11 protein-coding genes are annotated in these 12,880 nt (G+C 46.2%); 3 read left to right on the top strand and 8 right to left on the bottom strand.

Annotation, left to right across the window (positions count from 1 at the left end):
- From ACWA6V_RS08150 to ACWA6V_RS08140, 3 genes are all read left to right on the top strand, one after another.
- Positions 1-1,064: S41 family peptidase (locus ACWA6V_RS08150; protein ID WP_449522016.1), on the top strand; the 1,064-nt coding region annotated here is incomplete at its 5' end.
- Positions 1,065-1,067: 3 nt separating this feature from the next.
- Entirely contained in the window at positions 1,068-1,523 is a 456-nt protein-coding gene (locus ACWA6V_RS08145; protein ID WP_449522015.1) for an N-acetyltransferase family protein, read from the top strand.
- A 39-nt stretch (positions 1,524-1,562) separates the two neighbouring features.
- The gene (locus tag ACWA6V_RS08140) at positions 1,563-1,976 is read left to right on the top strand and encodes a DUF6524 family protein (protein ID WP_449522014.1); all 414 of its coding nucleotides are present in this window, start codon (positions 1,563-1,565) and stop codon (positions 1,974-1,976) included.
- Positions 1,977-2,024: 48 nt separating this feature from the next.
- Here ACWA6V_RS08140 and ACWA6V_RS08135 read toward each other — a convergent pair whose 3' ends face one another.
- The 8 genes from ACWA6V_RS08135 to ACWA6V_RS08100 all read right to left on the bottom strand — a co-directional run.
- Positions 2,025-2,261 (bottom strand): hypothetical protein, encoded by a 237-nt coding sequence (locus ACWA6V_RS08135; RefSeq protein ID WP_449522013.1) that lies wholly within the window; start codon positions 2,259-2,261, stop codon positions 2,025-2,027.
- A gap of 32 nt (positions 2,262-2,293) precedes the next feature.
- Positions 2,294-2,827 (bottom strand): hypothetical protein, encoded by a 534-nt coding sequence (locus ACWA6V_RS08130; protein WP_449522012.1) that lies wholly within the window; start codon positions 2,825-2,827, stop codon positions 2,294-2,296.
- A 25-nt stretch (positions 2,828-2,852) separates the two neighbouring features.
- Positions 2,853-3,542 carry a phospholipase D-like domain-containing protein gene (locus tag ACWA6V_RS08125; protein ID WP_449522011.1) on the bottom strand — a complete coding sequence of 230 codons (690 nt, stop codon included), beginning with the start codon at positions 3,540-3,542 and terminating at the stop codon, positions 2,853-2,855.
- A gap of 28 nt (positions 3,543-3,570) precedes the next feature.
- On the bottom strand, positions 3,571-4,122 hold the full coding sequence (locus ACWA6V_RS08120; protein ID WP_449522010.1) for a rhomboid family intramembrane serine protease: 552 nt from the start codon (positions 4,120-4,122) through the stop codon (positions 3,571-3,573).
- 6 nt (positions 4,123-4,128) lie between these two features.
- Complete coding sequence (locus ACWA6V_RS08115; protein ID WP_449522009.1) at positions 4,129-9,453, bottom strand: DNA repair ATPase; 5,325 nt, start codon at positions 9,451-9,453, stop codon at positions 4,129-4,131.
- An 89-nt stretch (positions 9,454-9,542) separates the two neighbouring features.
- Positions 9,543-11,534: a hypothetical protein gene (locus tag ACWA6V_RS08110; protein ID WP_449522008.1), complete on the bottom strand. Its 1,992-nt coding sequence runs from the start codon at positions 11,532-11,534 to the stop codon at positions 9,543-9,545.
- Between the two features lie 38 nt (positions 11,535-11,572).
- Positions 11,573-12,241 (bottom strand): DUF1449 domain-containing protein, encoded by a 669-nt coding sequence (locus tag ACWA6V_RS08105; RefSeq protein ID WP_449522007.1) that lies wholly within the window; start codon positions 12,239-12,241, stop codon positions 11,573-11,575.
- Positions 12,242-12,283: 42 nt separating this feature from the next.
- Positions 12,284-12,880 (bottom strand): PspA/IM30 family protein (locus ACWA6V_RS08100; protein ID WP_449522006.1); only part of this gene is annotated, 597 nt, incomplete at its 5' end.

The raw sequence follows: 12,880 nt of genomic DNA, 5'->3' as shown, positions 1-12,880 counted from the left end.
ACGAACTTCAGTATAAACACTATGCACCCTATTTTGATATTCGCTGGCAGATACTAAAACCAAGGGATCACGCGGCCAAAGCCTTCACACAAGACCGATCAATCAGCAGTGTATTAAACAGGCCTGATTTTCACACCTGTGATTTTCTAGTAGATAAGATCACTAAAACTTATTGGTTTGTATGGTCCCCTATTAGCAAAGAAGAAGCTGATGTAATAGCGATCAAATCCAATACCCAATATGCGCTTCCATCGGTATCCGAACCAACGCCGGATAAATTATGGATTCGTGCGAGCGATTTTGCATTGCACACGCCAGAAGCGGCGCAAAGCCAGCAGAAGTTATTGGATGATTTGGAATCAATTAAAGAAATAAACTTGATAGTATTGGATACGAGAGGCAACGCTGGGGGAAGCTCAACGCACGGTATCAATATTTTTAATACCATCATTAACAAAGATGAAAAAGCAGCAACTTATTTGGCCAATCAATTCCACTTTAAAAATCAAGGTGCAACTGCACTATTTCGCGCAAGCTGGCAGCTCTACTGGTCATACGACTATGCATTAAAAACATTGATGGCCAATCAGGGCGAAGAATTTTCCGATGTGCAATATCTTGAAAAATTTCAAGTACGCTTAAAACAAGCGCTTGAAACTGCTGAACAGACACTTTACCAAAGTGAAACTCCCGATGAGAGCAATGCCATCCCGCCACCGAACGACGAGTGGGAATCGAACATTAAAATTGTACTCATCACTGACAAAACCTGTGTGAGCGCATGCTTGGATTTTGTCGATATGGTAAAACTAGTGCCTAACCTGCTACACCTTGGTGAACCTACCAACGCAGACACGGCTTACACTCAAATTGCGGATATGCAAAGTAAGTATCTGGAAGAAACCTATAACTTTATGGTTCCGGTAAAAAAATGGAACAAACGGTTACGCGATGACAATAAACCCTACATTCCCGATGTTGCCTATGAAGGCGACATGAATGATGATGCTGCATTGCAGCAGTGGGTATTTGCGCAAGCAGATGAACATTTCGGCCAGAGGTAAGCTATGCACAGCATTCGCCGGGCCAACAAAGACGATGCCGAAGCCATTGCCAATTTATACCGCGAGCTAAATACGCTCTCGCCCGTATCTGTGTCGCCGGAAAGAATTGATGCAGTAGCAAATAGCGACAACACCTACTTGCTAGTGTGTGATGATGCGGGTGAAATCACTGCGACCGCACTCCTGTGCTTGTGTCAGGATATCATGTTCGACAACCAGCCGTTTGCGCTCGTTGAAAATGTAGTTGTCAGTACCGGCTATAAACGGACGGGCATCGGCAAAAGTATGATGGATTATATTGAGGCATTTTGTTTGGAGCAGGATTGTTCCAAAATCATGCTGCAAACCAGCAGTGGAAACCGGGGCGCCCAGGATTTTTATACGGCGATGGGTTACAACCCGAATGCTAAAATCGGCTTCATTAAATATCGCCGTCACTTTTCGCAATTGAAATTTTGACCAATAATCTCTCTACCTAAAATCAGCAGGAAATTTATTATGAACCTCACAGCCAGCGGCGTTGCATTGCGTTTTTTGTTCGCGCTCTTATTGGTACTACTCAGCTATAACCCCAGTGGCTACTCTTATTTTCATTGGGTTCACTACAGCTTCAGTGACATCACCCCCTATGTGGTGATTGCGGGGATTATTTTGCTGATTGGCTGGGGCATTTATATTAAGGCAACACTTAACTCGCTCGGGCTGATCGGCGTAATTGCACTGGCGGCACTGTTTGCTTGCCTTGTGTGGTTATTTATTTACTGGGGATTTTTAAGCGTTACCGATATCTCGGCCATGGCTTGGGTTATTGAAGTTTTATTAGCAGCCATGCTCGCCGTAGGTATGTGCTGGTCACACTTCACTCGCCGCATGAGTGGGCAAGTGGACGTGGATGAGATTGAAGAAAAATAATTTCTAACAGGGTTAGCCGATTTTTCGGCTAACCCTGTTTATGTAGGCTTATTTAACTTTTTCACTGATTTCCATCATCTTCTTACGCATAGCCTCATCAAGCTCATGGGGCTTAACGCGACTAATAATATTGCGCAACACTCTGATTTCATTCTGATCAATCTCACCATCTTTCTCTGCGATTGCTAATATTTTTCCTAACTCATGCGCATCTAGCTTGCCATCATTAGAAAAGCATTGAATCGATTGAAAAGACATTTCAAGATAATCTCGTGCTTCAGTCATAAACTACTCCTTGGTTTTTATTGAGAAAAATATTATTCCGGGGCGATCACTAAAAATTGCTTGATTAACTCTTTGTTGGGATTTTGGTAAAGCCAGGTTTTAAATTCATGGACCGTAGTAAAATCTTCCTTACCCAGCATTTTTTCATAACGTTCATTAAGCGCGATCTCCTGGCGCTGTTTGCGAATATTCCTCTGCCATGCATCGGTAAATATTTTGGGAAGCTTGCCATGCAAATCCAAGGTTTTTAGTAATTTCCATTCGCCTTTATCCAACCAGGCTTCGTCACAGGCGCCACATAAATCCAGCTTGTTGCTGGTTGATGCGCCAATTTGGTATTTGGTCATCAGGCGGCTACATTTGGGGCATGAATGAGCAGATTCGACCTCTACAATTTCATCGACATTGGCAACCTCAGAAGGTGTCACTGCATGGCGATCCGCCCAAAATCGATAATTCATTAGCGACAACAAGGCTCCTTGGCATTGCGGGCAAACAGCGGCAATTAATCCAGATTCCAACTCATTAGGCTCCAAGGGTTGGGTTTTACATTGCGTACATTTCATTATTATCTCCTTAGTCTAAAATTTATTAACGAGAAAACTCATCCCACAAACTCTCAAACTCGCCTAAATAAGCAGCCACCAATTTTGGTTCATTAGTTACCAAAATATTCTCTTGGTTGTAAACCGTTGCGGAGCGCGTCCAGTTGAAGCTGCCATTGACCAATATCGTTTTATCAACAATCGCAAACTTGTGATGCATATGATTTTCAGTGTTATCCATACGCACAATGATGCCTTGATCAATGAGTTTAAAAATATCGCTGCCTTGATCATGCGCCTTGTCATTATCGGTAATCAGCCGCACTTGAATACCACGCTTGTGAGCGGCAACGATAGCATCGCAAAGACGGTCATCAGAAATAGTAAACACACTTATATCCAGTGTTTCACGCGTAGCGACAAGTAGATCCAAAAGTTGACGGCGGCAATCCTCACCGGGGCTGAAGTGAGCTTCGGTGATGGAGACGGATTGGGTTTGGCGAAAGCTGTCGATAACCTTGCTGATTTTTTCCAGCCACAATAAAGAGGCGACGGCATTGTCGCCACCGGCGCGCGCAGGTTCACGCGCTAACAAAAACGCTTTATTGCGTACAAAGGCGATATCGTCTTGTGCGAGTTTGGGTAAAATATCACGCAGTTCCAAGGCTTCCGATTGGCTGAGTTTAAAATCTTCCAGTGTCGCCACTAACCAATCTTCTAATTCAGGTTGGCGCATAATTGCATCCTTTAAAGAAAAAATCCGACTACATTCTATTATTGAAAAGCTTTGCCTGAAAAAATGCGCACACCACGCCAGCTGTAGCGCCAAAAAAATGCGACTCAAATGATACGCGCGGATCACCAGGCAAAACGCCAAACAACATACCGCCGTATAAAAACACCACTAATAGTCCGATCACAATATTGATAAATTTTCGGTCATACCAAGCAGTGGCGATACACAGGCTCCACAGACCGAAGATCCAACCGCTCGCTCCTATATGCAGAGCGTTGCGTGCAAACAACCACACCAACAAGCCAGTGAGCACAATAATAAAAGCGCTGCTCCATAGATAGCGCTTTAGCGAATGCACAAACAAGAGCGCACTAAAAATAATCAAGCCAACAAGATTACTTAACAAATGTCCAATATCACCATGTAAAAATGGCGCAGCGACGATACCCCAGAGCGAATCAAGTTGACGCGGATGTATTCCGTATTGATAAAGAGATCCATTGGTAAATAGGTTGGCGATATGAACCCCAATCATCAGGGTACATATCGCCACCAACCATTTAATTTTACGTGCGAGCATAAAATGCTACTGGGATGCATCAGGCTTTACAGCATCAGCATTCACTGATACTGGCTTAGCTCGTTTGGAAAACAACTCCGCCTCCAATTGTTTGAGCTGTTGTGATACCTGCTCAATTTTTTCGTGGTTGCGCAAATCAATGTCCAATTTTTTATCCATATTGCGCACCAAAGGAACCAGCGAGCTTTCCAATGTATCGGCAAGCACACGCAGAACCTTATCCAACCCTGGCAACGGCTGGTTAATCACTTCCACTGTGGGTGCAACCGGTGCAAGTGAATGCTCCAATTTATTTGCCGAGGCGGTGATTGCGGCAATCAACTCGCGATTAGCAGCGCTATTTTTTGTTACGGCTGGTTTACTCGTTGCCGCTGTGAGTTTATTAATGCCCTCGACCATATCGGCAAGCTGCACCACCACTTTTGCGCCTGTATCCGCAGAGTCGCCACCCATGACTTTATTGCGCAAGAAATCTTTTTTGATCTGCTCCCAGCGAATACGTTGTTCTTCCGTCATGTTACCGCGCAATTCGGCAAGCTTCAGTAAATTACTCTCGGCACCGGTCGTTAGCATTTGCGCTTCACCCAAATAATGGTCAGCGATCATTTGCATTAACTCCGCCTCATTCATTACCGATGAAACTTTTTCAGCCATTTTATTCATATTGCGATAACTGCCTTGCAATTTAAACGATGGCTCCAGGCGGTATTTATCATCTTGCGCGGCAGACGCGATGTATTGTTGGTTAATGCGTAAAACTACTTGCTGAATCGCAAATAATTTTTTCATTACGCCAACAATTTCATTTACTTCGGCACCGGAATATTGGTGACTCAAATCCGTAGTTGCTACTTCTTCGCCTTTAGCCATGGCGACAAATTTATAAACGTCTTGCATATCACGCAGTGCGAGAGGTGCAAGGACGGCGTTGGAGGTGAGAGCATTTTCGATATAACTCAATGCAAACTGCTCTTCCATGCCACCGAGAATATCGCCGAGATTATAAATGTCTGCGCGGTTAGCGAGCATGTCCGGCACCTTAAAAGCCTCACCGGATTCGGTGTAAGGGTTTCCAGCCATACACACGCAGAATTTTTTACCACGCATGTCGTAGGTTTTGGTTTTGCCTTGCCATACACCTTCAATACGGCGTGTGCCATCACACAGAGAAATAAATTTTTGTAAAAATTCAGCATTGGTGTGTTGGATATCGTCAAGATACAACATGACATTGTTACCCATCTCCAATGCCAGATTGAGTTTGACCAATTCCTGTTTTGCAGTGGCGTTAGGTGCGCGCTCGGGGTCCAGCGATAACACATCGTGACCGAGTGATGGGCAATTGATTTTCATAAAAATCAAACCCAAGCGGTTCGCCACGTATTCCATCAATGTGGTTTTTCCGTATCCCGGTGGCGAGATCATCATCAACATACCCATTAAATCGGTACGTTTTGTGGCCCCGAGCGAACCCATTTGTTTTGCGAGGTTATCGCCAATAATCGGTAAGTAAGATTCATTGATTAAACGGTTGCGCACAAACGAGCTTAATGGTTTAGCCTTGAATTCATTCAAGCGCAAACTGTAACGCTCCTGCTCGACGATTTGCTGACGAACCTGCAGATAACGCTGGTATTGCGGAACAACCACAAGGCGATGATGCGCAAGACGCAGCACAAATGAATCCAACGAAAAGGAGAGTGTTCGATTTTGAATAAGTGGATGATCGCCCATTAAACCGCTAATGCGCAGCTCAACTTCCACTTCCGTAAAACGGCGATCCAGGCGTTGGTCAGTTTTTAAGAGGGCAACCGCTTCAGGAATATAGCGCGCAAGCGCTTCTTGCTGCTTATCTTTAACCATTGCCTGCAACCAAGCGCTCGTCAGATTCCAACGATCTGCTGGCCAGCCCTGCATTTTCGCAGCAACGTCTTGATAGTGGCGCCAGGTTTCGTCATCTAATGACTGTTTGAATAACTCGACCAGTTGTACGGCGTATTTGCTGGTAATAAATTCCACGCGCTCCCGCGCCAGTTCTTCCACCAGGTATTCTGCTGCGCGGCGAATATCCAAATCACTCGCGGCGATGGGATGGCGTTGGATAAATTCTGCAAACGTTTCGATAACCTCTTCGACCAATATTTCCAGCGCATCCATACTGGCGAATAAACGCTGCATATGTTTGGCCGAGACAGCACGGTCTTTCCAGGTTTCAAACGAAAGCGATGATCCTTGGGATTTGGATTTGATCGCAAACTCTTTCAGGTTGGCCCAAAAGACCTGCGCCAAGCCGCGCGATAGCGGATCAAATTTCAATAAATCAGCGCGATCCAGCGCGGGAATTAATTCTTTGAGAATTAAAACGGCATCCTGATCGTGAATCCCTTTTTGATAAGCTTCTTTGTAGCGTGGCGCAGAAAATTCACGCACTATCTTGCCGAGTTTTTCATCATCTACAAGCGCTTCGCGTAACAGGTCACAGCTGAGGCCTGTAGATTGGTGGTCTGCTGCGTCCAATATTAAAGCGGCCAGATATTCCGCGCGATAGACCTGCGCAGTTTCTGACTCCTGTGCCATGCTCCAATAATCTTTCAGCTGCAACAGCTCACTGTTCTCCACTGCCGCATAATAATTGGTGCCGGTCAGATGAAAATTTAACTCGCCCTCGCGCGGGATAATGGTTAGATCCAGCTCTTGGGTATTCACACTGAATTTATGGCGCGGGCCGAGCTTGATGACATTACCGCCCTCTTCAAAAATATCGGTTTTATCGCGCAGTGCACGCAGCGCTTGCCCGCGAATCGCTTTAAAGCGCGCATCTATATCATCGGCTTTTACGGCACTGTCCAGGGCTTTTAATTGCGCGAGCAGATCGCCAATTTTTAATACCAATGCGTCTGAGGCAAAATAGGTATTCAGCTCTTCGGCTTTGGTAATGCTAAGCGAGCGTTTTTCAATACTGGCAAGGATACGTGCTGCGGCATCGGTAATACTCTGAGCTTTTTTCTGCCGTTCATCTAACAGGCGCTGTTTGTGCTCCTGAAAGCTTTCATAAATTTCTTCGCGCTTAGCCATAATGTCAGCGAGAAACTGATCGTACTCGCTGAACTGCCCTTCCAGCTCTTCTAATCGCACCAGTGATTTGGATAACTGCTCGTCACATTTTTCCGGTGTGGTCGACAAGCCTAATGCATGAGAAATGCTTTGCGAAAACAATTTGAATTGCGCACCAAATTGCGCAACGGCTTCCGCCGATCCGAAATTCTTTTGTTTGTGTTTAGCGTTAGCGCGGCTTTGATTGAGCTTGGCGTAGACTTCTGAAATGGCATCCACAATCCGCGTGCGCAAAGTGGCATCATCCACTTTAAGTGTGCCCATTAATTCGGACAGTAAATCCAAGCCAGTCGCGGTTTTCTCGATGACGTCAATAATAGGCGTAATGGCCGCATTGGTTTCGGCTTTATCAACCTGCGCATTCAAGTCATCCAGCTTGGTCAGATAAGGCGTGAGCGCTTTCTCATCGGCAAGATAGGTAACCGTTTCTTCACTGAGTTTGGTGTTTGCTTCCATGAGCTGCTGATCAAGCACAGCAATGCGCGCCTGATCGATATAACGCAATTCTTTAATGGTGGCGAGCTGACCACGCTGTTTACGCACGCGGCTGAGTGCATCCACATATTCCTCGGCCGTTTCCCAATTTTCGGGGCGCAGTGATTGCAGAATTGCTGCGTGCTCTTGCTCTGCATCCTGCATGGCTTTGGCAGATTGCTGGCGAATGGATTCGACTTTTTCAAATTCGTCGATCACTAATTCTGCGGTAGAGGAAATCTCTTTTAATAAGCTGGCAATCGCCTGGGTTTCATTTTCATTGAGCCAATAGTAGGTATCAAACACTTTTTTAGCGGACAGACTCAACTCTTCGTACAAACGCACACTGACGGACTGATTACTGATAACGCGAGTGATGCTGTAAAAATCAGATATGCCGCGCACTAATTCGTTGTTGCCAATGCGTCCATAAAAATTCTGCCGCGCCGGCGCCTTACTCGCAAACTCCGCGCTCACATAAGGAGTTTCCCACAATTGCATAGGGTGAACGCGGGTTGGTTCTGACTCAGCCGAAAAAATAACAATTTCGCCGTTGTCCGCCAGTGCATAACCGCTACCGTAAATCGGGTTTTGTAATTTCTTTTCAATCAAATTGTATGCGAGCAGTGAGACTACTCCCGCTGCGGGCTCATAGAATACGTAGAGCACATCCTCACCATTGGGTGAGCGAATCATTCGCTTAAAGCGGAAGGCGCTATTATCTTCCTCAAAGGTTTTGTATTCACCGGTATTGAGGTAGTAGCCACCCGGAAAAATAATGCCGTGATTTTCCGGCAGCTGAACGCAGGATTGGCCAATTTTGTCGATGCGCAATACCGTTTGCATCAGTGTATTAAAAATCAGGTGGCGCCACTGGTCTTCACGGTAGGGGCGAATTTTTAGCAGAATTAAATTGCCGACTGATGCGTAAAATACACTGGCGTCATCGAGCGATTGGGTTTTATCTTCTACGGTTTCGCGATAGATACCCAAACCGTCTTCGGTATTATTTTCGACTTTGATGGTCAGGTCGCCACCAACGGTTTCAACGAAAACCTTATCCAAAATATTTAAATGTGGATGGCGGCCATGCACTGCATCCTCACGGGTTGCAGCTATCCATTCGAAATCAAATGCGGGCGGCAATTGAATATCGCGCTCGCCGCGATTATCAATGTATTTCAGGGTTTTCCCATCGGGTGAAATTGACCAGCGAAACACGCGCAAGTCATCCAGCCGCTCGCCTATTTGAAATCCGGCGAGCAGTTTGCCATTGTTTACGGCAAGCTCAACCAAACGTGTATCTTTGTAGTAGCGGTAGAGCTCATCAAAATCATTAACGAAACTTTGTTCCGCAAGAAAAGTGCCGGCAAGAGCAACTGACTCCAACTCAACGCCTGAGTCGGTTATTTTTTTGGTAAACAGCGAAAAGACATGTTCAACTTTGGTTTCTTTTTTCAGACCAATGAAGACGTTGTACCCAAACAGCAGGTGATCACCCACCTGAACTATATCGCGCGGGATGCAATTATTTTCCGTGCGCACACGCACACGGGCAATCACATTCATGGCGGAGCTACCGAACTCAGCCAGACGCGCGTCATTTAATTCACGCACCTTGGCGTTAAGGCTTTGTCCTTGATCCAACAAGCGCTTGCGAATTATTTCGTAAGCGCCACCTTCGGCAACGGCAGTATCAACAATATTTTCAGCGGCCTGCGCTACATCATTGGCTTGCGACATGGATTGTTCCTTTTTATTGAGCGTCAACAGAACCCCCTCTCACCCCCTCCCCCTCTTCGAGGGGGAGGGGGTAGACTTTAAAGAGTTAATTAACCAACTACTTCCACGTCTTCCGCTTTTTCTTTAGCGGGCGCTGTTGCTACCGGTGCTTTATTGACAAATCTATCCAGCACCGCTTGAATCACACCGCTTTTACTCGCAAGACCATCGATTGCTTTACCGATCGATAATGACTTGGCAAAGTTATCGAAGAATTGCGCTTCACCACCAACGATATCAATGTGGGCTTTCTGCAGTGCGATTGCCAAAATTTCGGCATTTTCTTTCGCGATTTCCTTACCCGCTGCAATACCCGCGAGTGTTTCTTTCAAGGCGGTTTCCAAGCCCATACGGAACTCTTCATGTTCACGCGCTTTATCACTCATCGCATTCATGGCTTCGAATTTCTCAACCAAACCATCTGCTTCAGCTTTAAATTGTTCGCGAGTTACATCCGCACTCGCCAAACCAATTTCTTTGGTTGCACCCGCTTCCGATGTACCTTTGGACGCAATCACCTCTGCCTCTGCAGCACCTTTCGCGGTAATCACTTCAGCTTCAGCTTTACCTGCGTCAGCTTGCGCTGCACCTTTGGCGCGAATTACGCTAGCCTCGGCAATACCTTCTTTCTCCAAAGCACCTGCTTTCGCTTCTTGCACTTTCGCATCGGCAAGGCCGGGAGCTGCGCGTTCAGCCTGAATACCTTCCGCCAATTTTTTCATAGCTTCCGCTTCTTTGGAGGAAGCTTCCAGCTTGGCTTGAGCCATGGTCATAATTTCTGATGCTTTGTGCTTGGCTGACAACTCTTCCGCTTCTGCCGCTTTAACTTGCTTCACTTTGATTTCTTCAGCAGTAGCTTCGGCAGCCAATACTTGTACTTGTTTTTTGCGATCCGCATCGGACACTTCACGCACTTCCTTAATACGCTCTTCTTCGATAGCAACGGTTTTATCCACTACCACGCGCTCGCGAATGACGTTGGCGATTTCTTTCTTCTGCACTTCAATCGCTTTCTCAGCTTCAATGGTTTGCAACTCTACTTCGCGTTTACGCGATACAATTTCCAGATCACGCGCACGGGTTACCTTCTCTTCTTCAATCGCGACTGCACGCAAGCGGTTTTGCGCAGCGACATCAATTTCACGCTGCTGGTTTTCAGTTTGTACAGCGAGGTCTTGCGCTACCTGAATCGCAGTTTGCTCGTATTTGCGACGCTCTTCTTCCTGAACCTTTTTGGTTTCCGCTTCTTCACGGGCTTGAATAGTGGCTATCTCACGTTTTTGGCGCGCTTCCGCATCTGCCTGTTGACGTTCAAGGGCCAGCATAGCTTCGGTGGTTTCTACGTTTTTCTTTTTGATGGCCAGTTCTTCGTCACGTTCCAGGATGTTGGTACGAACATTTTGCGCAGCGGTCAATTCGGTAATCTTTTTGATACCTTCAGCATCGAGGATATTGTTTGGATCAAGCGAGGATTTTGGCGTTTGCTCGATATAATCGATAGCCACGTCCTCCAGCACATAACCATTGAGATCATCGCCAATGACTTCGATAATTTTTTCGCGGAACTCCAAGCGGTTTTCAAACAGCTGGATAAATTCAATTTGCTTACCGACGGTTTTTAATGCCTCAGAAAATTTTGCAGCAAAAAGCAGATCAACCGCTTCTTTATCAGACGCACGCTCAGCACCAATCGCTTTGGCAACACGCAGCACATCTTGCGGGGTTTCGTTAACGCGCAAATAGAAAGCGACCGTAATGTCAGCGCGCAGGTTATCTTTACAGATCAACCCATCGCGCCCGCGACGATCTACCTCCAGGGTAATGAGCGAGATATTCATCAATTCTTTTTTGTGGATAATCGGCCACACCAAGGCACCGGTAAAATGCACTTTGGGTGTTGCACTCATGTCATTCACGATCAGTGCCGTGCCTTGCGCCACTTTGTAATAGAAGGCATTAAACAAACCCGCCAAACCCAGCAGGACAATAAATACAATTCCAATCACAGTCAGAACCGGTGTGGCCATTGCAGCTTCAAACATTGCGCTTACTCCTTTTACCCAAGTAGATTTTTAACTCATTATTCGCTGGTTTTACCCAGAAATTCTTCTTCTGACACAACGCGATAAACATGCTGCTCCGCTAGATACTCCAGCAAAACTACCCTATCACCGCGTATAAATTGTTTTTCGCCGAAGGCGCGCACCTTAACAATCAAACCTGCACCGCCATCATCAAAGTTTGCCTCACCTGAGTGCCCATCCACCTTGGATGAGCGCACAATCGCCACCTGCCCGAGTATTTTCTTTTCCACATATTGCTCGGTTTTTGCAAAAAATTTTCGCAGCGGTTTAATCAGCTGAGCCGTTACTAAAACCGCCAAATAGAGCGAAAAAACAATAATCGGTATACCGACAATAAACCGCACCCAGTTGTAGCCAAGCAAAGCCAACTCGAAGTAGCTCAGGTAGTAACTGATAAACCAACCGACCAAGGCAATAAAGGTAACGATAATCGTAACCGGCACACCATTTAGCCCGAGGCGCAATAGTATTCCAGCGAAGGTTTCAGCAAAGGTGTGCTCTGCGTGGGCATGTACCTGTCCGTCAACATCTGGCAGATCTATGTCCAGTACTTCAATATCCACCAAGCCTATTGCAGCACATAGCCAATAAAGCACAGCGACACCTAGAAAAAAGGTGAAGAACACCGTGGGAAAGCTGACGATGGTTAACAGAAATTCATTCATTCCTTAAAGGCCTGGCTGAAGTGAGTGAGAAAAGCCCCGAGCTTACTCGGGAGCTTTTTTGCTTTTAATGCGCGCCAAGATATCATCTGCTGATGAACCATTGGTGCCAATACCAGCGGCCTCGAGTTTTGACTTCAATGACTCATCACCCGTGGTTTGCGCCATTTCACTTGCCGCTTTAATCTGTGCATCTTTTAACGCTTGACGCTCTTTAATGCGCTCCAGGGACTCCATAGCAGTGCGCATTTTGGAATCGGAACCGCTGTGGCGCTCTGCTACAGCCACCTGCGCCTTGAGCACATTTTCCGTCGCCTTAACGGTATCCACTTGTTGCTTCAGGCGTTTAATATTTTTTTCTGCAACATTAATCGCTGCACGCAATTTTTCTACGCTTTGCGCAAAATTTTGCGCGGACTCTTGCTCCATCGCCAGACTATTTTCAAAGCCAGCAATGTGCTCAGCGACTTCATGTGCGAGCTTTTCATCGCCTTTTTCCAAGGCTTTGATTGCATAACCTTCGTGCTCTTCAATCGATTTTTGCAGTTGTTTACATTTTTCTTCAGCGAGCTTTTGGCGCGCCATGATTTCAGCAAGGCTGTCTTTGGAACGTTTCAATTCTTCGCCTGCATCGCGCACCTC

The sequence above is a fragment of the Cellvibrio sp. genome (genome assembly GCF_053579595.1).
Note: the sequence above shows the minus strand (reverse complement) of the source record. Positions and strands in the feature narration are given on the sequence as shown.

Coding starts and splice junctions, on each gene's coding strand:
- ACWA6V_RS08145 (WP_449522015.1), top strand. CDS start 1,068: ATGCACAGCATTCGCCGGGCCAACAAAGACGATGCCGAAGCCATTGCC.
- ACWA6V_RS08140 (WP_449522014.1), top strand. CDS start 1,563: ATGAACCTCACAGCCAGCGGCGTTGCATTGCGTTTTTTGTTCGCGCTC.
- ACWA6V_RS08135 (WP_449522013.1), bottom strand. CDS start 2,261: ATGACTGAAGCACGAGATTATCTTGAAATGTCTTTTCAATCGATTCAA.
- ACWA6V_RS08130 (WP_449522012.1), bottom strand. CDS start 2,827: ATGAAATGTACGCAATGTAAAACCCAACCCTTGGAGCCTAATGAGTTG.
- ACWA6V_RS08125 (WP_449522011.1), bottom strand. CDS start 3,542: ATGCGCCAACCTGAATTAGAAGATTGGTTAGTGGCGACACTGGAAGAT.
- ACWA6V_RS08120 (WP_449522010.1), bottom strand. CDS start 4,122: ATGCTCGCACGTAAAATTAAATGGTTGGTGGCGATATGTACCCTGATG.
- ACWA6V_RS08115 (WP_449522009.1), bottom strand. CDS start 9,453: ATGTCGCAAGCCAATGATGTAGCGCAGGCCGCTGAAAATATTGTTGAT.
- ACWA6V_RS08110 (WP_449522008.1), bottom strand. CDS start 11,534: ATGTTTGAAGCTGCAATGGCCACACCGGTTCTGACTGTGATTGGAATT.
- ACWA6V_RS08105 (WP_449522007.1), bottom strand. CDS start 12,241: ATGAATGAATTTCTGTTAACCATCGTCAGCTTTCCCACGGTGTTCTTC.